The 22,540-nt window shown below is 63.1% G+C and carries 23 protein-coding genes; 9 read left to right on the top strand and 14 right to left on the bottom strand.

Annotated elements, in window-relative coordinates:
* The first annotated feature begins 58 nt into the window (after positions 1-58).
* The 3 genes from secD (at position 59) to AT302_RS04990 (ending at position 3,822) form a co-directional block, all read left to right on the top strand.
* Positions 59-1,951, top strand: a complete 1,893-nt coding sequence (gene secD / locus AT302_RS05000; RefSeq protein WP_058377490.1) for a protein translocase subunit SecD — start codon at positions 59-61, stop codon at positions 1,949-1,951.
* Between the two features lie 24 nt (positions 1,952-1,975).
* Entirely contained in the window at positions 1,976-2,953 is a 978-nt protein-coding gene (secF, locus tag AT302_RS04995) for a protein translocase subunit SecF (protein WP_058377489.1), read from the top strand.
* Positions 2,954-3,135: 182 nt separating this feature from the next.
* Positions 3,136-3,822 carry a cytochrome b/b6 domain-containing protein gene (locus AT302_RS04990; protein ID WP_058377488.1) on the top strand — a complete coding sequence of 229 codons (687 nt, stop codon included), beginning with the start codon at positions 3,136-3,138 and terminating at the stop codon, positions 3,820-3,822.
* Positions 3,823-3,984: 162 nt separating this feature from the next.
* Here the strand turns inward: AT302_RS04990 and AT302_RS04985 are convergent, their stop codons facing one another.
* Both AT302_RS04985 and purB read right to left on the bottom strand, forming a co-directional pair.
* Positions 3,985-4,434: a c-type cytochrome gene (locus tag AT302_RS04985; RefSeq protein WP_058377487.1), complete on the bottom strand. Its 450-nt coding sequence runs from the start codon at positions 4,432-4,434 to the stop codon at positions 3,985-3,987.
* A 133-nt stretch (positions 4,435-4,567) separates the two neighbouring features.
* On the bottom strand, positions 4,568-5,941 hold the full coding sequence (gene purB, locus AT302_RS04980) for an adenylosuccinate lyase (protein WP_058380106.1): 1,374 nt from the start codon (positions 5,939-5,941) through the stop codon (positions 4,568-4,570).
* 273 nt (positions 5,942-6,214) lie between these two features.
* On the opposite strand from purB, the gene AT302_RS04975 reads away from it, so the two are divergent.
* Positions 6,215-6,826, top strand: a complete 612-nt coding sequence (locus tag AT302_RS04975) for a glutathione S-transferase family protein (RefSeq protein ID WP_058377486.1) — start codon at positions 6,215-6,217, stop codon at positions 6,824-6,826.
* 78 nt (positions 6,827-6,904) lie between these two features.
* Here the strand turns inward: AT302_RS04975 and AT302_RS04970 are convergent, their stop codons facing one another.
* The 12 genes from AT302_RS04970 to AT302_RS04915 form a co-directional block, all read right to left on the bottom strand.
* A complete protein-coding gene (locus tag AT302_RS04970) occupies positions 6,905-7,819 on the bottom strand; it encodes a lytic transglycosylase domain-containing protein (protein ID WP_237172064.1) in 915 nt (304 codons plus the stop codon).
* Positions 7,816-8,967, bottom strand: a complete 1,152-nt coding sequence (locus AT302_RS04965; RefSeq protein ID WP_058377484.1) for an EscU/YscU/HrcU family type III secretion system export apparatus switch protein — start codon at positions 8,965-8,967, stop codon at positions 7,816-7,818. Before AT302_RS04965 ends, AT302_RS04970 begins: the two co-directional genes overlap by 4 nt.
* 6 nt (positions 8,968-8,973) lie before the next feature.
* Positions 8,974-9,855, bottom strand: coding sequence for a type III secretion system export apparatus subunit SctT (sctT, locus tag AT302_RS04960; protein ID WP_084656024.1), 882 nt, complete (start codon positions 9,853-9,855; stop codon positions 8,974-8,976).
* Positions 9,852-10,118 (bottom strand): type III secretion system export apparatus subunit SctS, encoded by a 267-nt coding sequence (gene sctS / locus AT302_RS04955; RefSeq protein ID WP_058377483.1) that lies wholly within the window; start codon positions 10,116-10,118, stop codon positions 9,852-9,854. Before sctS ends, sctT begins: the two co-directional genes overlap by 4 nt.
* Positions 10,119-10,194: 76 nt before the next feature.
* Positions 10,195-10,845 (bottom strand): type III secretion system export apparatus subunit SctR, encoded by a 651-nt coding sequence (gene sctR, locus AT302_RS04950; RefSeq protein WP_058377482.1) that lies wholly within the window; start codon positions 10,843-10,845, stop codon positions 10,195-10,197.
* A 132-nt stretch (positions 10,846-10,977) separates the two neighbouring features.
* The gene (locus AT302_RS04945; RefSeq protein ID WP_157125684.1) at positions 10,978-12,126 is read right to left on the bottom strand and encodes a hypothetical protein; all 1,149 of its coding nucleotides are present in this window, start codon (positions 12,124-12,126) and stop codon (positions 10,978-10,980) included.
* Positions 12,116-12,568: a hypothetical protein gene (locus tag AT302_RS04940; RefSeq protein ID WP_157125683.1), complete on the bottom strand. Its 453-nt coding sequence runs from the start codon at positions 12,566-12,568 to the stop codon at positions 12,116-12,118. Before AT302_RS04940 ends, AT302_RS04945 begins: the two co-directional genes overlap by 11 nt.
* Before the next feature lie 40 nt (positions 12,569-12,608).
* Positions 12,609-13,049 (bottom strand): hypothetical protein, encoded by a 441-nt coding sequence (locus tag AT302_RS04935; RefSeq protein WP_058377479.1) that lies wholly within the window; start codon positions 13,047-13,049, stop codon positions 12,609-12,611.
* Positions 13,025-14,410 (bottom strand): FliI/YscN family ATPase, encoded by a 1,386-nt coding sequence (locus tag AT302_RS04930; protein ID WP_058377478.1) that lies wholly within the window; start codon positions 14,408-14,410, stop codon positions 13,025-13,027. The genes AT302_RS04935 and AT302_RS04930 overlap by 25 nt, the downstream gene beginning before the upstream one ends.
* Before the next feature lie 2 nt (positions 14,411-14,412).
* Positions 14,413-16,509, bottom strand: coding sequence for a type III secretion system export apparatus subunit SctV (gene sctV / locus AT302_RS04925; protein ID WP_058377477.1), 2,097 nt, complete (start codon positions 16,507-16,509; stop codon positions 14,413-14,415).
* On the bottom strand, positions 16,506-16,937 hold the full coding sequence (locus tag AT302_RS04920) for a hypothetical protein (RefSeq protein WP_058377476.1): 432 nt from the start codon (positions 16,935-16,937) through the stop codon (positions 16,506-16,508). The genes sctV and AT302_RS04920 overlap by 4 nt, the downstream gene beginning before the upstream one ends.
* 136 nt (positions 16,938-17,073) lie before the next feature.
* Positions 17,074-17,733, bottom strand: coding sequence for a two component system response regulator (locus AT302_RS04915; RefSeq protein WP_058377475.1), 660 nt, complete (start codon positions 17,731-17,733; stop codon positions 17,074-17,076).
* Positions 17,734-18,040: 307 nt separating this feature from the next.
* Between AT302_RS04915 and AT302_RS04910 the strand changes: the two genes are divergently transcribed.
* The 5 genes from AT302_RS04910 to AT302_RS04895 all read left to right on the top strand — a co-directional run bounded on the left by AT302_RS04910 (position 18,041) and on the right by AT302_RS04895 (position 22,495).
* Positions 18,041-18,514, top strand: a complete 474-nt coding sequence (locus AT302_RS04910) for a hypothetical protein (protein WP_058377474.1) — start codon at positions 18,041-18,043, stop codon at positions 18,512-18,514.
* Between the two features lie 110 nt (positions 18,515-18,624).
* Entirely contained in the window at positions 18,625-20,199 is a 1,575-nt protein-coding gene (locus tag AT302_RS04905) for an EscC/YscC/HrcC family type III secretion system outer membrane ring protein (RefSeq protein ID WP_084656023.1), read from the top strand.
* Positions 20,196-21,578, top strand: coding sequence for a type III secretion system inner membrane ring subunit SctD (sctD, locus tag AT302_RS04900; RefSeq protein WP_058377472.1), 1,383 nt, complete (start codon positions 20,196-20,198; stop codon positions 21,576-21,578). Before AT302_RS04905 ends, sctD begins: the two co-directional genes overlap by 4 nt.
* Positions 21,579-21,606: 28 nt before the next feature.
* Entirely contained in the window at positions 21,607-21,819 is a 213-nt protein-coding gene (locus AT302_RS28415; RefSeq protein WP_407668842.1) for an EscE/YscE/SsaE family type III secretion system needle protein co-chaperone, read from the top strand.
* 262 nt (positions 21,820-22,081) lie between these two features.
* Positions 22,082-22,495 carry an InvB/SpaK family type III secretion system chaperone gene (locus tag AT302_RS04895; RefSeq protein ID WP_167365778.1) on the top strand — a complete coding sequence of 138 codons (414 nt, stop codon included), beginning with the start codon at positions 22,082-22,084 and terminating at the stop codon, positions 22,493-22,495.
* Positions 22,496-22,540 lie beyond the last annotated feature (45 nt).

The raw sequence follows: 22,540 nt of genomic DNA, 5'->3' as shown, positions 1-22,540 counted from the left end.
CGCCATGCGTCCGGTCTGAAGCACGGTTTGCCACGAGGCATCACCCTAGCCCGCCGCTATGAATCGCTATCCTCTCTGGAAATACATCGTCATTCTGGTGGCTCTCGCCATCGGGGTGCTCTACACGCTGCCGAACTTGTTCGGTGAAACACCCGCGGTACAGATTTCCAGCGTCAAGGCGACCGTCAAGGTCGATCCCTCGACGCTCGCGCGCGCTGAAGACGCGCTCAAGGCGCAGAACATTACCTATCAAGGGGCAGTGTTCGACAGCACCGGTAGCAACCCGAGCGTGCGTATCCGCTTCTCGGATACCGACACGCAGCTGCGCGCCAAGGATCTTCTCCAGACGTCGCTGAACGCCGACCCCACCGACCCGACCTACGTCGTCGCGCTGAACCTGCTCTCGGCTTCGCCCTCGTGGCTGACCAAGATGCACGCGCTGCCGATGTATCTCGGTCTCGACTTGCGTGGCGGTGTGCACTTCCTGTTGCAAGTGGACATGGCCGGTGCCATCACGAAGCGTCTCGACGCCTCGGCCGCCGACGCCCGTGCCCTGCTGCGCGACAAGAACGTCCGTCACAACGGCGTGACGCGCACGGACAGCGGTATCGAAGTCGCTTTCACGAGTCAGGATGAATCCGATCGCGCCCGTGGCGTGCTCGCCGATGGCCTGCCCGATCTCACCTACACCACGCAAGCCGGTCCTAACGGCACGTTCAAGGTCGTGGGTGCGTTCACCGAAGCGGCCCGCCGCGCGGTGCAGGACAACGCCGTCAAGCAGAACATCGTCACGTTGCATAACCGCGTGAACGAACTCGGTGTGGCCGAGCCGGTGATCCAGCAGGAAGGCCCTGACCGTATCGTCGTGCAATTGCCGGGCGTGCAGGACACCGCCAAGGCGAAGGACATCATCGGCCGTACGGCAACGCTCGAAGCCCGTCTGGCAGACCCGGACGCCCCGCGTCTCGTGACGGCCGACACGCCGGTGCCGCCGCAGGACGAACTGTTCCTGCATGGCAATGGCGCGCCGGTGCTGCTCAAGCGTTCGGTGATCTTCAGCGGCGACCGCATCACCAGCGCCGCCGCCGGCTTCGACGATCACCAGCAACCGTCGGTAAACATCAAGCTCGACGCCGCCGGTGGCCGTGTGCTGCGCGACGTCTCGCGCGACAACATCGGCAAGCCGATGGCCATCGTGCTGTTCGAAAAGGGCAAGGGCGAAGTGCTGACGGTGGCGAACATCCGCAGCGAACTGGGTCAGAGCTTCCAGATCACCGGCATGGGCTCGGCACAGGGCGCCAACGATCTGGCGCTGCTGCTGCGCGCCGGTTCGCTGGCCGCGCCGATGGAAATCATCGAAGAACGTACGATCGGCCCGAGCCTCGGTGCCGATAACGTGCAAAAGGGTGTGGATTCGGTGCTGTACGGCCTGATCGCCATCGCCCTGTTCATGATGATGTACTACATGCTGTTCGGCGTGTTCTCGGTGATCGCCCTGCTGTTCAACCTGTTGCTGCTCGTCGCCATGCTGTCGCTGTTGCAGGCCACGCTCACGCTGCCGGGTATTGCCGCTATCGCGCTCACGCTCGGTATGGCCATCGACGCCAACGTGCTGATCAACGAGCGGATTCGTGAAGAACTGCGGGCCGGCGCTTCGGCGCAAAAGGCCATTTCGCTGGGCTTCGAACACGCCTGGGCCACGATTCTGGACTCGAACGTGACCACGCTGATCGCCGGTCTGGCGCTGCTGGCCTTCGGTTCGGGCCCGGTGCGCGCGTTTGCCGTGGTGCACTGCCTGGGTATCCTGACCTCGATGTTCTCTGCCGTGTTCTTCTCGCGCGGCTTGGTCAACCTGTGGTATGGCGGCCGTCGCAAGCTCAAATCGCTGGCGATCGGTCAAGTCTGGCGCCCGGACGGTGCGAAGAACGCACCCGACGCAGGCGAGCAATAACCGCAGGCGCGAGAGGAAACAGTCATGGAATTTTTCCGTATCAAGAAAGACGTGCCGTTCATGCGGCATGCCCTGATCTTCAACGTTATTTCGGCGCTGACATTTGTCGCGGCCGTGTTCTTCCTGCTCACGCGCGGTCTGCATCTGTCGATCGAGTTCACGGGCGGGACGGTCATGGAAGTGGCCTACACGCAAGCGGCTGATCTCGAGAAGATTCGCGGCGAAGTCGGCAAGCTCGGCTATCGCGACGTGCAGGTGCAGAGCTTCGGCACCTCGCGCGACGTGATGATCCGTCTGCCGATTCAGACCGGCACGGACGGCAAGCAAGTCACCAGCGCCCAGCAGAGCGACGCCGTCATGGGCGCACTCAAGGCTGACGCGCCTGACGTGCAACTGCGCCGGGTGGAATTCGTCGGCCCGCAGATCGGCCACGAGCTCTTTACCGACGGGCTGCTGGCGCTGACGTTCGTGGTGGTCGGCATCATCATCTACCTGTCGTTCCGCTTCGAATGGAAATTCGCTGTGGCCGGCGTGATCGCCAACTTGCACGACGTGGTGATCATTCTGGGCTTCTTCGCGTACTTCCAGTGGGAGTTCTCGCTGGCGGTGCTCGCGGGGGTGTTGGCGGTGCTCGGCTACTCGGTGAACGAATCGGTCGTTATCTTCGACCGGATTCGCGAAACCTTCCGCAAGATGCGCAAGGCCACCGTGCAGGAAGTGATCGATCACGCCATTACGACGACCATGTCGCGTACGATCATCACCCACGCCAGTACGGAAATGATGGTGCTGTCGATGTTCTTCTTCGGCGGCCAGACGCTGCACTACTTCGCACTGGCACTGACCGTGGGTATTCTGTTCGGTATCTACTCGTCGGTGTTCGTGGCGGCAGCGCTTGCGATGTGGTTTGGCGTGAAGCGCGAAGACCTCATCAAGCACAACAGCAAGGACGAAGAAGAAGGTTCCGATCGTAACGATCCGAACTTTGGCGCACGAGTCTGACCGGCTCGCCTTGCCACTCGTCACTTGTCTGAAAAAACCGCCGGCCTGTCCGGCGGTTTTTTTTCGCCTGTCCTCGTCGAACCGAATGTCGAACCCAATACGTGCGTGCGCCACGGGCTTGCGGTAATCTCGCGAGATTCGTCGATTACGACTATCTACAACATTCCCCGACCTTGCCCGCCATGAAGCCGATCCGCATCTGGGACCTGCCCACCCGTCTCTTCCACTGGTCGTTTGTCGTGCTGGCGGTCACCGCCTACGTCACCGCCAAGACTGGTGGCAACGCGATGATCTATCACTTCTGGTGCGGCTACGCGATTCTCGCGCTGCTGATCTTCCGGCTGGTCTGGGGGCTCGTGGGCCCGCGCTATGCCCGTTTTTGCGACTTCATGACCGGTCCACGGACGTTTTTCCAGTCGTTGCGTACCCCCGCTGCCACCGACGCGCGCTTTGCCGGACACACGCCGCTCGGCGGGCTGTCGGTCATCGCCATGCTGCTGTTCTTCGGCATTCAGGTGGTGCTTGGTCTGTTCTCGAACGACGACATTTTCAACGACGGCCCGCTCGTCAAGTTCATCGACAAGGACCTGAGCGACACGCTCACCGGCTGGCACCAGCTCAACCAATGGGTGCTGATCGGGCTGGTGGTGCTGCACGTGCTGGCGATTCTTTACTACCGCCTCGGCAAAAAGAAAGATCTGATCACGCCCATGATCCACGGCGACAAGCATCTGGCTACGCCCGCTCGCTCTGCCCGCGACGACTGGCGCGTGCGTGCCGGGGCGCTGGTGCTGATCGTGCTGGCGTCAGCGCTGGTGTACCGCATCGTCCATCTCACGCCAGCCGTGGCGTCGCTGCCGTCCTATTGATTTCGCGGGCGCTTCAGGCGAAGTCCGTCCTTACATCGCTCGACCATCCGGCTGTCGATAGCGGACAAAAAAGACCGGTGCCCTCGCGGGGACCGGTCTTTTTCTTTGGCGGCGTCAGACGGTGAACACCGCCCCACGCATGCCGCAAATCGACTGACCGACTTACTTCGCGCGGAAGTTGTCGTGGCAGCTCTTGCAGGTCTGTGCGGCGTCGCCGAAGGCCTTCTTGATCGATGCCAGATCACCGCCCTTGGCCACCGTGTTCAATTGCGCCACGGCCGTCTCCATCTTCTCCTGCGCTTGCTGGAACTTCACCTTGTCGGTGAAGACTTCCGGCTTGGCCTTGCTCTTTGCCGTCGTCTGACCGCCTTCGAAAGCGGGCCACGGCAGCTTCGAGAGCGTGGCGACGAGTTCGGCGTTCTTGGCCACGTCGTCCTTGTTGAACGGCACGTCGCCCTTGACGACCGCACCGATGCGGCCGAAGTGGTTACCGAGCAGGAACAGGGCCGACTGGCGGTACTCCACAGCGTCGTCGGGCTTGGCGAACTGGGCGTGCGAGAGCGCCGGGACCAAAGCCGCGGCGAGGGTAGTGAGAGCAAGGGCGAGCTTCATTTCTGGGGATTCTCCTTTTGAGTTATGCGGCCATGATACACATCTCGTCAGTACCCCGTATGACATGCAAAAAGGGCCGCATCAGCGGCCCTTTTTGTTTGCAACGTACTACGTGTCAAACACGTCGGATGCGTCAGACGCGCTTGGCAAGCGACTCGGCGATACCGATGTAGTTTGCCGGCGTCATTTCCAGCAGAAGCGCCTTGGCATCTTCCGGAATCGCCAGTTGCTTGATGAAGGTTTGCAGCGCTTCACGGGTAATGCCCTTGCCGCGCGTGAGTTCCTTCAGTTGCTCGTACGGGTTGGGCACACCGAAGCGGCGCATCACCGTCTGCACCGGCTCGGCCAGCACTTCCCACGTGTTGTCCAGATCTTCGTTCAGACGTTGCGGGTTGACTTCGAGCTTGGCCAGACCGCGCAGGCACGAATCGTAGGCGAGCAGGCTGTAGCCGAACGCGACGCCAATGTTGCGCAGCACGGTCGAGTCGGTCAGGTCACGCTGCCAGCGCGACACCGGCAGCTTCTCGGCCAGATGGTGCAACACGGCGTTGGCCAGGCCCAGATTGCCTTCCGAGTTCTCGAAATCGATCGGGTTGACCTTGTGCGGCATGGTCGACGAGCCGATTTCGCCGGCCTTCGTCTTCTGCTTGAAGTAGCCAACCGAGATGTAACCCCAGACGTCGCGGTTCAAGTCGAGCAGGATCGTGTTGGCGCGCGCCACGGCGTCGAACAGTTCGGCCATGTAGTCGTGCGGCTCGATCTGGATCGTGTACGGGTTGAACGTGAGGCCCAGACGTTGCTCGATAACAGCCTTCGAGAACGCTTCCCAGTCATATGTCGGATAGGCCGACAGGTGGGCGTTGTAGTTACCCACGGCACCGTTCATCTTGGCGAGCAGCTCGACGCGGCGCACGCGCTCCAGGGCACGGGCCAGACGCACGGCCACGTTGGCCAGTTCCTTGCCCAGCGTGGTCGGCGAGGCCGGCTGACCGTGGGTGCGCGAGAGCATCGGCTGCGAAGCGTGTTCGCGGGCCAGTTCGCTCAGCTTGGCGACCAGCGATTCGAGCGCAGGCACGATCACCTTGTCGCGGGCGCCCTTGATCATCAGGCCGTGCGAGGTGTTGTTGATGTCTTCCGACGTGCAGGCGAAGTGGATGAACTCGCTGGCCTTCTCGAGTTCGGCCTGACCCTGCACCTTCTCCTTGAGCCAGTATTCGACGGCCTTCACATCGTGGTTGGTGACTTTCTCGATGTCCTTGATGCGCTGGGCATCGGCATTCGAGAAGTTGGCCGCCAGATCCAGCAGGAATTTCTCCGCTTCCGCCGAGAACGGGGCGATCTCGGCAAAACCGGCCTTCGACAGGGCGATCAGCCAATGGATTTCGACCGTCACGCGATGGCGCATGAAAGCGGCTTCGGACAGCCACGGACGCAGGGCGTCGGTCTTGCTGGCATAGCGGCCGTCGAGCGGGGAAAGCGCGGTCAAGGGGGAGAATTCGTCGGACATGGCACTGGGCACCGAAAAAGAAAACCGGGGAGCCGGCGAGGCCTGCCGCAGCACTCGCACGAGGCCGGCCGTCCCCATAGGGGAGCCCGGAACACCGCGCGACGCCGGCCAAACCTTGCAAAACGGAAACGCCAACTCGGAAAGGCCGATATTTTACCATTGCCTGTCCGGTTCACGCCCTTTCCGCTCCCGGCGGGGCTCCCCAGGCGCTACGCGATGCCCCGGGCGGCACGTTATACTCTGCGGCGCTATTGCGATTTATCAAGGATTCACATGAAGTTGATCGGTGCCCTCGCCAGCCCTTACGTTCGAAAAGTCCGCATCGTGCTCGCGGAAAAGAAGCTCGATTACAAGCTTGAGCTAGAGAACGTGTGGGCCGACGACACCCGCATCCAGCAGTCCAACCCGCTGGCCAAAGTGCCATGTCTGGTGATGGAAGACGGGGAAGCCGTCTTCGATTCGCGGGTGATTTGCGAGTATCTCGACACGCTTTCGCCGGTGGGCAAGCTCATTCCCCCTTCGGGCCGCGAACGCGCCGAGGTGCGGGTGTGGGAAGCCCTCGCCGACGGGGTAACCGATGCCGCCGTGCAGATCCGTGTCGAAATGAAGTTCCACGATGAAGCCTCACGCTCGCAAGCGCTCATCGACCGTCAGCGCAGCAAGATCGACGAGGCACTGCGTGCCATGTCGCAGGGGCTCGATGAACGCCAATGGTGCGCGAGCAACCGCCTGACGCTGGCCGATGTGGCCCTCGTCTGCGCGCTCGGCTTCCTCGACTTCCGCTTTCCGGAAATCGAATGGCGCCGCGACCACCCCAATCTCGAACGCCATTTCGAGCGCATGTCGGCACGCGCGTCGGTCGCCGACACGGCACCGGCGCTCTGACCACCCGTCTAAGGACATCCACGGCTACCCGCGACACTGGCCGTGACTGGCTGCGTGACTGACGGTTACTCGCCGCGACTAACCGTGGTTTGGTGGCTTCCGCTTGACCGGTACCGCGACAGCCGGGGCGTCACGGCCTTGCGAGGCCTCACCGCCGCCAGACTCGTCTGACGGACTGCGCGTGATCAACGCCCCCAGCCCCCTCAGCAATTGCCACGCCCGGGAATTCTCCGGCGTGGCGACCGCTGCGCCGACCTTGCTAGCGCCAGTCTGCGCCCGTTTTTCGGCAACCACCGGCACGCGCTCCGCCACCAGCCGTGAATAGCCCGCCATCACTTTGCGAACGTAGCCCTGCGTTTCAGGGTATGGCGGAATCTTTCGGCCATACCGCAGCACCGCCCCCTCTCCTGCGTTGTACGCCGCGAGTGCCAGCGACAAATCGCCGTCGAAGCGCGTAAGCAGCCATTGCAGGTACGTCGCCCCCGCGCGCAGGTTCTCGGCCGGATCTTCCAGACGGCGAAAGCCGAAACGAGCGCCCGTCTGCGGGCGCACCTGCATCAGGCCGATGGCGCCTTTGCGCGATACGGCCAGCGCGTCGTATCCCGACTCTACATTCACGATGGCATGGAGCAACGCGGCGTCGAGCGACAAGTCGGTCGCCGTCGTCTGCACCAGCGTGTCGAATGGCAGAGCTGGCGACGAGGCCGCCGCAATATCATCGCCCTGATCGCGGCGATCTTCCGGCACCTCAACGCTCTGCGTCACGGCTTCATGCGCAGACACGCCTGCGGGTACAGGCGCAACGCGCGGCACCGGCACCTCGACGTTCGCGTCAGTCATTCTCGGATGTGATGGAAGCGTCAGGCGGTCCTGTGCGGATTGCACCCTCAATGGCACGTGGATGAGCGCCAGTGCCAACACGGCCCCGGGAAGCCAGACCGGATACATCATTCGCATCAGCCAGCGCCATCCCCTCACCGTCGATCGCGTCACGACGCCTCTCCTCTACCCGGCGTCGCACTCGGAGCCGCATTTGGAGCCACATTTGGCGCCGCATTCGGTGATGCTTCATCAGCGCCCGGTTCGACCGCCCCGTCCACCTCATAGGGCAAATCGAGCGCGAGTCGCAGAATCGCCGCCACGACATCGAAGAGATCCGAAGGAATCGGTGCGTCGATGGCAACATCGGCCATCAGCCGCCGCGCCACCGGAATGTGCTCGACCACCGGCACGCCTTCGCGCTCCGCTAACGCAACAATCGTGCGTGCGCGAGCGTCGCGTCCCTTCTCGATCACACAGGGCACCGGCGTTTCGCCGGCCACATATCGCAAGCACACGGCGAGTCGCGTTGGGTTGCGCACCACCACCGTCGAGCGCTTCACATTGCTGGCGAGACTGCCGCTCTCGATCGTTTCCCGGTGAATTTCTCGGCGTTTGTGCTTGATCTCCGGATTGCCGTCGACCTCTTTGAATTCACGCTTGATCTCGTCGTGCGACATCATCAGTTGCTTGTGAAGGTTGTATTTCTGATAAGCGAAATCGAGCGCACCGAACACCACGTACGCAATGATGAGCACCGACATCAGCCAGAACAGCAGGCGCGCCGTCAACGTGAGGCCGCAGTCCGCGCCGCATTGCGGCAGCACGGCGAGCGATGGGGTGTACTGCCGGATCAGATAGAAGAACACCGTGCCGAGCACGCCGACCTTGAGCAACGACTTCGCAAACTCGAAGAGCGACTGCATCGAGAACAACTGTTTGGCTTTGGCAATGGGATCGATGCGCTCGAATTTCGGCGTGATCGCGTCTGGTGCCACCAGCACGCCGATTTGCAACACCATGACGAGCCAGGTGGTCACGATCAGCACCACGGCCAGCCCGCCGCAAAATCGCACGAGCAGCAATAGCGACGGCACCAGCAAGCCACGCACTGCTTCGCCGACGGGATCGCCCAGCACCAGCAACATTCGCTGCACAAGACCCACGCAGGCGCCGTACAGCGTGGGCCCCTCGAAGACCAGCCAGGCGAGCACGACGCCGAGTTGCGCACAAACCGTGAGGTCGGCGCTCTTCGCGACGCGCCCTTTCTTGCGCTCGTCCTGAATCTTCTTGGGTGTGGGCGGCTGATTCTTTTCGCTCATGGGCGTTCAGCCATTCCCTAAGGCGGTCACGACCCACGACTGAAACATCTCGGGCAACCGATACCAGTAGCCCAGCGGCACGGCGATGGCGAACGGCAGACTGGCCAGCGTGACAAGCAGTGCCATCGCGCTCTTGACCGGCATGGCGAGGAAGAACACGTTGAGTTGCTGCGCGGCGCGATTGATGAAACCCATCGCCATATCGACCAGCACCATCACCACCATGGCAGGCAAGGCCACCGCGACGCACATCGTCTGCATGGCCTGCCAGAGCGTGAGCAACCATGGCACACCCTGCGCCTGCCACCGCCATGCCGTGCCCGGCGGCAACACAGCGTACGAGTCGTACAACGCAGTGAGCACCGAATGCGCCGCCGGCGTCACGAAGAACAGCACGCACAGCATTTGGGTGAGCGCGATGCCGAAGATCGACGACTGTGCCCCCATGAGCGGATTGAGCACGCTCGCCATCGACGCGCCGCGAATCGTGTCGATCACATAGCCGGTCATGTCGACCGCCCAGAAGGGCAGCGCTGCCGCAAAGCCCAGCAGGAGTCCGACGCTCAGTTCCCCAAGAATCAACATCGCCCATGTGCTCCACTGCGGCGCGATATCGAGGCCGGCGTGCACCATCGGCACCACGGGCAGCGCCAACGCCAGTACGAGCGCATTGCGGAGCATGCCGGCGCCGAGCATGCCTTGCGAGAACACCGGCAGCAGCATCGCCACGCCAAGCGGGCGCAGCGCCGCCACGCCCCACGCGAGCAGCCAGCCGGACAGGTCGCCCCAGAGCCGCATAAACAACGCGTCGCCAGATGCCGATCCCAGCACTTGTCCGATGGACGACCCGAGGGTCGAGTCCAGTATCGATGCGAGGGCTTCGGTCATTGCATTCGGCTGATCTGCTCGAATGCGCTGCCCGCGTAATTGAGCAGCACATTGCCCATCCAGCCATAGGTCGCGACCAGCGTGACCGACACCGCAATGAGCTTGATCAGGAACTGCACGGTCTGGTCCTGCACCTGCGTGAGCGCCTGCACCAGCGACACGAACACACCGACCGCCGACGCCACGATGACCGTGGGCAGCGACAGCAGCAGCGTTAGCCAGAGCATCTCGCTCGTGAATTTGACGACGATCGCTTCACTCATGCCGGATCACCCATACGGAATCACGCATACCGACTCACGCATACCGAATTACGCATACCGAATCACGCATACCGAATTACGCATACGACAGGAGCAACTGGCGGACCAACTGCTCCCACCCGTTCATCATCACGAACACCAGCAGCTTGAACGGCAGCGCAATAGTCATGGGCGAGACCATCATCATCCCCATCGCCAGCAGAATGTTCGAGATCACCAGATCGATGACGACAAACGGCAGGTAGAGCAGCAACCCGATCTTGAAGGCCTCCGCGAGCTGGCTCAGCGTGAACGCAGGCATCAGCACGAGCAGTGAATCGGGACCGATGCGGGCACGGTGCTTTTCTGGCCACGTGTCGCTCGCAATCCCGGCGAAGAAATCGCGCTGGCGTGGGTCGGTATGCCGCGTGAGAAAGGCGCGATACGGCACCAGAATGCTGGCGTCGGCATCGGCCACGGCACTCGGCGACGACAGCGCCACAGGACGCTTCGCGAGATTGGCTTCGATGTCGAAAACGACTGGCGCCATGATGAAACAGGTCAGCACGAGTGAAAGACCGTAGATCGCGATGTTGGGGGGAATCTGTTGCGTGCCGAGTGCATTGCGCAGCAGGGCAAACACGACGGCCAGTTTCAGAAACGCTGTCCCGAGCACGACCAGCAGCGGCAGAATCGACAGCAGCGAGAGCAACACCACGAGCTGCACCGGGTGGTCGAGCAGGGACATACGGACTCCGTTGAGTACCCGAGGCCGGCACGCGTGTGCGGCGTTGAAGTGCGGCAGCATGCAAGCGTCTGACAACGCAGCGCGTAATGCTCCGCAGACGATGCACGGGATGCCACGACAAGTGGCGCGATCTTAGGGGGTCTGCGGGTGCACGCCCATCAGGTCGCCACCCGAATTGGTAGGACATTGAGCGATGTTGTGCGGGGTGTCGCCGTTGTCGCGTTCACATTCAAGGCAAACCGCAAGTTGGCCGGTTTCAAAGCGAAGCAAGCGCGCCACGGCCCATGCGACGCCGTCGCGCAAGAGCGTGACGTGGCTCATGTGAAGCACCGGCTCGGCGCGCGCAAAGTCCACGGCCTCCTCACGCAATTGTCCGGTTCGCCAGGCGTTGAGCATTGGCACCGGGAAGGGCTGCGTGGTCAGCGTCGCGAAGATATGTGCAGAAGAAGGCGCAGCCGTTGCCACATCTGTCTTATTCAGTCGTAGCACCTCGACGCCATTGCCGGACGCGCTCCGTCCGGAAGACGCGCCGGGATATGACAACGCGTACTCGCCATCAATGACCCAATACGCGCCATTCGCGACATCGGTCGACCTGTTGAGCATCACGGCGTCGCCAGCGCGTAAAACATCGCATTGCTCGCGCGAAATATCAGCCCATCCGCAAACCAATAGGCACTCGCGCTGCGGCAGGCCTGCGGGATCGATCGGTTGTGAATCCATTTCGGCCTGCTCGCATCGCTCTCGAAGCCACGAAGCCGCCCCGCCGATCCACGCCAATGCAAGCCGTCTGCCATCGCGATGCAACACGACACCGATACGCCACGCAAGGTCGACGGTCGATGGCGCCAGTCGCGTTGCCTGCGGCCATGTGCCGCCACCGTAACCGCCACCGTAACCGCCGGCGTTGGCGGCGTTGGCAGCGTTGGCAGCGTTGGTGGCGTTGGTGGCGTAGGCAGCGTTGGCAGCGTTGGCAGCGAGTGTCAGAGAAGCAGCGATGTCGTGCCAGGCTTGCGGCAGCGCTTCGAACGACGGCACCGGCAACCACGGCCCAAGCCACTCGCTCCACTGCTGAGCATCGCACCAGAATCGCACCTCCCCGACCGTGCCCTCGTCCACCCGCGCGGTGACGATCAGGCCCTCGCCTCCCACACGCAGCCAACCCACCCGCACCTGCAAGTCGCCCTGTTCAAATTGAACACAGCCCCCGCCGCCCAACATATCGCCGAATATCTCGTCAGCGATCTCCGCCCCCATTGCGACATTCGATTCAGGGTGCATAGCGTGCCTCGACTTCGACCGTCACCGGCAAGCCGAGCCGCCAGGTCATTGCGCGGGCGAGACGACCGCGTTGTGTCAACAGTCGACGGTACAACGTCAGACGCGGCGATAGCAGACTGAGCGTGACGCCATGCAACCCGCGTCTTGCCTCCACCACCATCTCATCGAGCACGCCACCGTGCACGCAGATTCGCAAGGCACTCCCGCCGTCCCACGCTTGCTCCTGTCGCGCATGCCAGACGCGAAGCCAGCGCAACACGTCCGCCGGGCCGGTGACACGCGGCGCCGGTTCCGCGCTCAGCGTGAATTCTCGCTCGTCGTCATCATCCATTTGCCGACGCGTACCGCCCCCCTCACTGGCCTTGCGATGCGGCACCAGCGAACCGGCACCCAAGCTGGCAAATGCCTCGGCTGACATGCTATTGCGACGTATGGTGCTCATCGTGAAGTCCTTGTGGTTGCGAACAGAATTCGGGGGAATCTCATGCACGGTGCGAGACCTTCGACGCCTGCAACGACGCCAGCCATTCACGCAATTTCTCCTGTTTGCGGGCATTTGCCTGCAGTAGCGCCCGTTGCTCCTGCAAGTTCGCTTGCGCCCGCGCTCTCGTAGAGACAGCGGCATCCTGCGCCGATAACGCGTTGACCAGCGCCGCACGCTCGGTCTCCACCGAATGACTTGCCTCATTGAGCCTGCGTTGGCGATACACGCCGCCACGCGCAAGTGCATCGCGCCAGCGGTCCCGCTGGACCTCGTACGCCTGACGGCATTGCGATTCGGCAGCTTCGGCCTCGCTGAGCGCCTGCGTCGCCCGCGTCAAAGCCGTTCGTAGACTCACCTCACGCCGCCGGGCAATCGACGCCAGTGCGGAGATCTGGTCGATCTGGTCAATCGCTTTCAGATCGTGAGACGGGCGAGCCATGCCTGTGTCTCGTCAAAGGGAGCGATGTCGCCATAAGGCTGACAAAGGAATTCGCGGATTTCGGGTGCGCGTGCGAGCGCATCGTCCGTCTCGGGGTCTTCCCCCGGTTGATATTCGCCAACGCGCACGAGCAGTTCGACGTCGGACGCCAATGCCATCGCGCGGCGCACGCGTGCGGCGGCCTGAACGTGCTGCGCGTCGGTCACCTGGCTCATCACGCGCGACAGGCTTGCCGCGACATCGATCGCCGGATAGTGATTTTCTTGCGCGAGACGGCGGGAGAGCACGATGTGACCATCGAGAATCGAGCGGACTTCGTCGGCGAGCGGCTCATCGAGGTTGTCGCCTTCGACCAGCACCGTGTAGAACGCCGTAATGCTGCCCTGCGCTGCCGTCCCCGCGCGTTCGAGCAGGCGCGGCAGGCGGGCGTAGAAACTCGGAGGCAGACCACTGGTCGCGCCCAGCGGTTCGCCCGCCGCCATGCCGATATCTCGCACCGCGCGCCCGAAACGGGTGAGCGAATCCATGAGCAGCAACACGTCCTTGCCCTGATCACGGAACGCTTCGGCAATCGCCGTGGCCGTGTAGGCAGCCTTCATGCGCTCCAGTGCCGGACGATCGGAGGTTGCGACCACGCAGACAGTGCGTGCTCTGGCGGCAGGGGGCAGCGCGTGTTCGAGAAATTCACGAACCTCCCGGCCACGCTCACCAATCAACGCCAGCACAATCACGTCGGCATCCGCCCCCTGACACATCATCGAAAGCAACGTGCTTTTGCCGCCGCCCGCAGCGGCGAAGATGCCGATTCGCTGCCCCCGGCCGCAGGTCAACAAGCCGTCGATGGCACGAATACCGAGCGGCAACGGTGTACCGACCAACGCACGGGTCATCGCGGGCGGCGGCGCGGTGTCAAGGGATCGCCAGACGGTCCCGGGCCGCGCGACGTCGTGCGGGTCATCGAACGTGCCCCGTGACGTCACATCGGCATCCAGCCTTCTCCCGAGACCGTCGAGCACGAGCCCGCCCATGTGCTCGTCCACCGCGACGCGTGACGGCGTGCCGAGCGCATACACCAGCGCGCCGCTGGCCACGCCGCGAGGTTCCGCGTACGGAGACAGCCAGACATGCGGCCCTTCGACGGCAATCACTTCCGCATCGATAACAGGCGACACGATGCGGCATTGCTCGCCCAGCGATGCACCGGGTAACCGGGCTCGCAGCGCATTCGGCGTGACCTTGTCGATGCGTCCATGGGGGATGTCTCGCCCGGGCGCGGCACGCCATTCTTCGCAGGCCTTCCGGCGTGCGCTGAGCGAGCGCCGCAAGGCGTTGGCAACACGAATCGCATCGGGCTGTCGCATGTTCAATAGGCCCCTTGCAGATCGATTGTGCCCAGCACGCGAACGTGTGGCTCGTCCGCGACCTCCTGAAACGACAGCACCGCCAGATCGGCGCGCTCGCGCTCGATCAGCTTGCGCACGAAACGGCGCACGTCGAGCGCCGTGAACAGCACCGCGGGGCTACCGTCGTGCGCAGCCAGCACGTCGTCGATGGCGCACAGAATCGATTCCGTCTGCTGGGCGTTCAGATCGGCGTACGACCCCGACGACGTCTGACGCACGGCAGCGCGTACCGTATCTTCGATCCCTTGGCCGACATTCCAGCCCGCAATCTGCGCGTTACCGCGCCGGAAACGCCGCGTGATGTGGCGCCGCAAGCCGAGTCGCACATATTCCGTGAGCATGATCTGATCGCGCTCGCGCGGCGCCCATTCGATCAATGCCTCGAACACGCGCCGCAGGTCTCGAATCGAAATGCCTTCGGCCACCAGTCGCTGCAAGACTTCAGCCGTGCGGTTGATCGGCAACTGGCGCTGCAACTCCTTCACCAGTTCACCGTAGCGGTCTTCCATCGCGTCCATCAGGAAGCGCGTTTCCTGCACGCCAAGGAAATCGGCAGCATGGGCATCGATGACCAGCGACACACAATGCGCGACACGCTCATCGCCTTCGAGCGCCACGCCACCGTGCTCGCGCCACCGGTCTTGCTGCGCCGTCGTGAGCCAGTAGAGCATGTGGCCACCGAACGACAACGGGGTGCGTGGAATGTCGTCTTCGTCATTGGCGATGAGCCCACGCAATGTCGTCAACGTATGTTCGCCGTCAAATCGCGCGAGCGCCATGCCGGGAGCCATCGGCAGCGTCAACACGCTCTCGTGATAGAGCTGGATATCGAGCATGTCGGGCGCGAGCGAGGCGTCGATCACCAGACAGACTTCCGGCATCGGCACGCCGAACTGCTCGAATTTCTGATCACGTAATGCGTCGATCCGTGTGCCAAGCGATCCCGCGCCGCCGGATGTACTTGTCAACGCACTCACCAACCCGCTGCCGACGCGAACTTGCAACGGTTGCGCGCCGGGGCGGCCAGCTTGTACCCCCCCGGCACCGCCGTCTGCGCTGGCACCGCCAGCGCCAGTGCTACCTTCGCGTGCCCGGCGGCGCACCCACCATGCCGCCGTGCCCGACATTGCCGCGAGCAGAATGAAGTAGTGCATCGGAAAGCCCGGAATCAGCCCGAACAGGACCAGCACCACCGCCGCGACCATCAGCGACTGCGGCTGCGCGGCGAGTTGGTCGGTCAGTTCGCGCGCGAGGTTATGCCGGTGTTCCCCCGGCACCCGCGTGACGATAATGCCCGCCGTCACCGAAATGAGCAGTGCCGGAATCTGCGATACGAGTCCGTCTCCGATCGACAGGATGGCGTAGAGCGCACCCGCCTCGCTGGCGCTCATGCCGTGCATGAACACGCCGACGCCGATCCCCCCCAGCAAGTTGACCACGATGATCACGAGACCGGCGATGGCGTCGCCCTTGACGAACTTCATCGCCCCATCCATCGCGCCGTAGAACTGACTCTCCTTCTGCACCACCCGGCGCAGGCGGCCGGCTTCGACCGCATCGATGGTCCCCGCACGCAGGTCGCCGTCGATACTCATTTGCTTGCCGGGCATGCCATCGAGCGAGAATCGTGCGCCAACTTCCGCCACCCGCTCGGAGCCCTTCGTGATCACGATGAAATTCACCACCGTGATGATCAGGAACACGATCATCCCCACCACGATGTTGCCGCCCGCCGCAAAGTCTCCGAAGGTGTAGACGATATCGCCCGCGTCCGCACGCAGCAGAATCAGTCGGCTCGTGCTGATCGTCAGCCCCAGCCGAAACAGCGTGGTCATCAACAATACGGAGGGGAAAACAGAGAAATCGAGCGGTTCGTTGACGTAGAGTGCCACCATCAAGAGCAGCAACGACACAGCAAGATTGAGCGCGATGAGCATGTCCATCACCGAAGGCGGCATCGGGATGATGATCATCAGGACGGTGACAAGCAGCAATGCCGCCAGCACGATGTCCTGCCGCCCGGCGGCGGCGCCAAGCCACGACATCACGCGGGTCATCCTCGTGGCTCCGCAGCGTCGCTGACATCACGGGCATCGCGCTGTTGTTCGGCATGGATACGCTCCAGCAGGCGCCGCATGCGCGAAAGACATTGCAGCCAGTCTCCCGCCTGCAAACGACACGCCGTGGCCGGTGTAGCGATCAACATAGGACGCCCCTGCGCCACGCAGGCCCGCACCGGAATGCCCAAGCTCCACTCCGGCGCGCAGGTTTGCAGCAACAACGGCAACCAACGCTCCGCTCGTGCGGTCCGCTCGATCAATGTCAGCGCGAATGTCACCCCCGTCGTCCCGGCCTCGATCATCAGGTGGCACGGCGCAAGCGTCACCCGCATCTTCGGTGCGATAGCGCGTGCCGGCAGCGCCATCAGTTCGAAGAGCTGCTCAAGCTTGCGTTGCGTCTGGAGATCGATCGGAGAGGAGTGCATGCGGCGCGCACCGGATACCGGTTAGGCAGTCGTGAAGTGGAATGGCAAGAACACGAGCGATGGTCTCGCACACGTGTTGCACCGGACATCCGGCGCAGACCTGAACTTCACCCCAAAACGCGCGATCGTCCGGGCGTCACAACATCATGCGGAGCCGGTGTGCCCAGTTCACGATATCGGCCACGTTGTGAGCGTCGAGCTTGCGCATCATGTTGAGCCGGTGCGTCTCGACCGTCTTGATGCTGATCGAGAGCAGTGCGGCGATGTCTCGATTACGTTGCCCCTCTGCGACCAGCTTGAGTACCTGACGCTCTCGCAACGTGAGCAGACGCTCAGGCGTTTCGTTGTCGCAGGGGATTGGCAAGTAGGGCGACTGCGCCGGGGTTCGCATCACGCCAAACACGGCCGGGTCAATGAAGCGCCGCCCTGTCATCACTTGCCGGGCAGCGTGAATCACCGTATCGCGCGCGCTGCTTTTCAACACGTACGCCGCCGCGCCCGCATCGAGCGCCTGACGCGCGCGCTCGCCGTCGTTACTCGCCGAGTTGACCAATACCCGCAGGCCGAGCCAGCGCTGACAGCACTGACGAATGACATCGATGCCGTCCATCCCCGGCAGCCCGAGGTCAAGCATCACCAGATCGGGACGATGCACCTGACACGCACGGTAGACGTCGAGCCCGTTGGCCACCCGGGCGAGCACGCGCCACTTGAGATCCCCCTCGACCAGACGGCACATGCCGTCCGCCAGCAACTCGTGGTCCTCTACAACGATAACGCCTGTGCTTCCCGTCATTCCCGACTCCTGGACATTTGTGTTTTATGGATATACGGATTTTTGACCATAATTTTGGTATCCGAATTAGCTAGACGACTCTTGAGCTTTATCCCGTATCTCCCGCGCGACATCACGTTGGATATTTGCCTTCCGGTGGCGTACTGGCACATGAAATCAGGTATGTGCCGGATGGCACTCGCGCGCAGGCACGCGACAATTCCGGTCTTTGCGGGCGCAGGCCGGACACATGGATCGTCCTCGTTCGACCGCCGCTTTGCGGGGTTCGGTACTCCCTCCTTCTCTCTCCCGACAATCTTCTCCACGTATGCGTTTGCCTTTCGCGCTCGCCGCCCTCGACTGGATTACCCCGCGCGATGTACAAGGCGCGCGCCATGCCATTGATCTCGACGGTCAACGTGGCTGGGTCTGCACGCTCAACGATAGTTTCTGTGTGGCCATCGCGATACCGATGCCTGCGCAACGCCGGCTCGGTGCGCATGCTACTGACGACGACACCCTGCCGCCGCGCTGGCTCACGCGGCTCACCCTCGTGCTGGCCGCTCAGCCGGAGCTTCGCCGCGACAGCGTTTGCATCGCACACGGTGACGTGTGGTGGACGCATCGATTCGATGACGACGAGACGCCCGCCAGCGTTGAGGCGCAGCTTCGCCGCCAGATACTTGCCTGTCACCTCGTCGCCCCCAAGCCGGAACCCGGCAACCCAACGTCGCCTGCATCTATCCAGTACATCGGCGCGCGGCAAGCCAGCCAACGGCTTCGTGCCATGCACCGCTCATGACTATGGGGATTCACCGCTCGCTTCATCTTGTCTTACGGCGTGTTGCGCTGTTGCGTTTGTCTGCGGGTTTGTCTGTATGTGTTTCCGCGATTTTTTCCATTGCGGCGTCCATGCCAGCGCTCGCACTCCCGTTGCCTCCTTTGCCCGCCTCGTCTGCGTCAGAAGCGCTTCTCGACCCTGCGAACCCTGTTCCGACGACGGCCACCCTGCCGATCTGGCGCGGTGGCGCGTTCCTCTTCCAGAGCGCGGGCACGCCACTCGCCGAACTGTTGCGCGACTTCGGTGCGCATCACCGTGTCCCGACGATCGTCAGCGCACAGGTCACCGACAAGTTCATCGGCGCATTGCCTGCGGGTACGCCACAGGCGACACTCGACGCGCTCTCCGAACGTTATCGGCTTTCGTGGTATTTCAACGGCCAGACGTTGCATATCTATAAGGCCAGCGAGGTCGCAAGACAGGTCGTGTCGCTGCGTTATGCATCACCGGATCAGTTGCTTTCGCATTTGCGCAGCGCTGGTGTCCTTCACCCGCAGCACTGCGTCGCACGGGCGATTCCCGCCGCCCGCGCGCTTGAGATCGCCGGCGTGCCAGCCTGCCTGGAAACGGTCGCAATGCTCGCCGAACACCTCGAGCGCGACGCCCGAGATCAGCAGGAGAGCGAGGAGACCATCGAGATTTTTCCCCTGAAATTCGCGACGGCGGCCGACACGAGGTACTTTTATCGCGGACAGGAAGTTGTCGTCCCGGGCGTCGTCAGCGTCCTGCAAGACCTGATTCTCGGTGCTGGCCCGCTCGTCGCCGTGGCGGGCGAGGCGACAGGGACGGCAGCGGGCCCGCCGCGCGCGAACACACCGCGCTTTTCCGCTGACACGCGCCGCAACGCCGTCGTGGTGCGCGAGCGACGCCGCAACCTGCCGCTCTACGCGGATCTCGTTGCTCAGTTGGATGTGCGTCCGCGTCTGGTCGACATCTCGGTCGCCATCATCGACGTGAACGCCAGCGACATCGCCGAGCTAGGCGTCGATATCGCCGGTAGCGCGCGGCTTGGCGGCTTCGGCACGCTGGGCCTGAATAGCGGCCGCACGCGAGGAGACAACGGTGCCGACGCGAGCGATCAAGGTACGTTTTCGGCGGTGGTCGGCGACACCAACAAGTTCATGGTCAATCTCTCCGCACTTGAACGGAACTCGAAAGCACGCGTGCTTTCGCGGCCGTCCATCGTCACGCTCGACAACATGCAGGCGGTGCTTGATCGCAGCGTGACGTTCTACACGAAGGTCACCGGAGAAAAGGTAGCCAAGCTCGAGAGCGTGACGTCAGGCTCGCTGTTACGCGTGACGCCGCGTCTCGTGCCTGACGACGCCGGTGGCCTCGATCAGGTGATGCTCACACTCAACATCGAAGACGGCGGCGAAATACGCAGCGCACGTGACTCCCGCAACGAAGTCCCGTCGATACGCAACTCGGCCATTGCAACGCAAGCCACGCTTCAGGCCGGACAGAGTCTGCTGCTAGGCGGCTTCGTTCAGGACACCCAGCACGAGCAGGAGAACAAGATCCCGCTGCTGGGCGATATTCCGTTCATCGGGTGGCTCTTCCGCTCGACCACGCATCGCAATGAAAGCGTGATCCGGCTGTTCCTCATCAAGGCCGAGCCCACGTCCGGCGAGCCGAAAACATGACGACGACGTACACACTCACCTTGCTTGACGGCCCGCTTGCCGGGCGCTCGCTGCCCTTGCCGCACGGTGCGTTTTCGCTTGGCACGGAAGACTCGGATATCGCCATGGCGCTGGAGAATGGCGTCGGGGCAACGCTTCACGTGGACGACGACGGGGTGCACCTGCTCACCCGCACCGACGTCTGGGTCGACGGTGCGCCACTTGGGTGGACTGATGACGCCTTGCCGGACGTTCCTCTCTCCATCCGGCTGCCGCTACGCTCTGTCGTCGATCTGGCAGGACTCGGCATTTGGCTGGATGCCGGCGACGCCGAATTGCCGGTGCCTGTGCCGTTGCCCCGACGTCCGGCACGTCTCGCGTCCGACGCGGGTCAGTTTTCTGCGCAGCGACAAACCCATACGCAGCCGTCACTGGCGCAGGACAATCCGGCATTCTCGTGGCCCTTGGGGCGAAAGCCCTCGAAGCGCCCGCGCCGGGTAACGTGGTTCGCCGCCACAGGCGTATCGCTGGCCGCCCTCGCCGTCGGCGCCATGATCTGGCGAACGGGCGCGGCCAACGTCATTACCTCATCGGGTGACATTGGCACGCTGAAGTCGCTTGCCGGACGCATCGCCCCCGGCATCTCACTGACCCTCTCCGAAGGGGCCGTCTTGTTCTCCGGCGGTTGCGCCTCTGAGGACGTCCGTTCGCGACTGCGTACCGAAGCGCGGAGGCTGGACAGGGTCGTACGCGACGACACATGGTGCCCCGCAGACCTGACACAGTCCGTCCGAACGTTGTTGCGTCTTTACGGATACGGCGCGGCCTATGTCGGCGTCGCCCCGGGTGGCGAGATCGTGATCAGCGGCGCGTTCGTCGCGGACGCGCGGTGGCGTGCCGCTTCCGATGCGCTAGATGCACTCGCCCTGCCCCATGGCTGGCGCGTCGACAACGACGAAGCCGACGGCTTCGACACGGTCGTGCAACTTCTGAAAAACGCGGATCAGCTGCGCGGTGTCAACGTCACACGCGAGCGCGACGGCTGGCGGCTCACCGGTCCGGTATCCGCGCAACGTCAGGCGGCATTGCAGTCCCTCGCAGACACGTGGAATGACGCTTCACGCACCTTGCGCCTGCGCATCGAACCGTTGCCGGTGCGGATGCCGACGCTTTCACAAACCGGTCTGCCGGCACCGGTGGTGAGCATTGGCGGCTCACCCACTGCGCCACACATTACGTTGGCCGACGGCACTCGCCTCATGCCGGGCGCCCGGCTGGCAGGGGGGGCGCATGTCATTGCCGTCTCTGCCGACGGTGTGTCGATTGCCACACACGACCGGCTCTTCTATTTGCCGCTGACACCGGAGAACACCTTTGACGACACACTTGACGAAGATTGAAGACCAACTTGCCGCTTCTGCCCCTGAGGTGCCGGCTTCACAGTTGGTACAACTTGCCCGACTCAGCCGCGCGCAGCAAACGCTGAAAGACGCGCTGCAATCGCCGCTGTCCCCCGCCTCGCACCGACACGCCCGAGCGCAGGCCGAGGCCGTTGACGCGGCGATAGCCATTCTCTCGCGGCTGACGCAGCGCTTTCGCGCGTCCTACGGACCTGCAAGCGCGACAGGAGGACCGCAATAGCCTCGCTGATGGCCATCGTCGCGACGACACCGAGTGGGCCCGAAAGTGCCCGGAAATCGATGACCGATGCGCCCGGAAGCGACAAAGCGAATCACGTCTCGAAAGGCGGCGACGCCACTGCGTGTGAACATTCGGCACCGCGGCGTTCGCGCACGACGCCTCACCGATTCGATCATGGAATTGTTGGGTGAGCGTCGATGTCATGACCACGCGCGAATCGCCCGAGGTCCCATCACCGTCAAATTTTAAGAGCACGTACACCATGTCACGTCACGACCTCGCGCAGACCCTTGTAGACGCGCTCAAGCTGATCGGCTGCGATCCGGGCAAGATCCACACCGTCGACAACCATTCGCCCATTGAACTGACGTTCAACGCCTCACCGAGCATCATCGTGGAGACGCTCGAAAATCAGACCTGCGGCATTCATTCGGTTGTCGCCACCGACGAGGCTGCGCGATTGCATCGCGCCAACAGCGAGCGCCTTCTGCAACTGCTGATCGAGCCGGCGGAATGGGCGATCACCGGACATGTGCAATTACGCGCGCAAGACAATCGGCTCGTTCTGCACGCGCTGGTGAACGAGGATGCGTCTGCCGAGCCGGAACCGTTCGCGCAGGCGCTCACCGACTTCTACGACCGCATCAAACTTTGCCGTGAACATCTGCGCGCATGAGATTTCGTTGATCGCTATGTGAACAGGCCGCCATGCACGCATGCG

The organism is Pandoraea norimbergensis (assembly GCF_001465545.3).
Classification (GTDB): domain Bacteria; phylum Pseudomonadota; class Gammaproteobacteria; order Burkholderiales; family Burkholderiaceae; genus Pandoraea; species Pandoraea norimbergensis.
The sequence above is the reverse complement of the archived record's forward strand: the minus strand, read 5'-3'. Positions and strand labels throughout refer to the sequence as shown.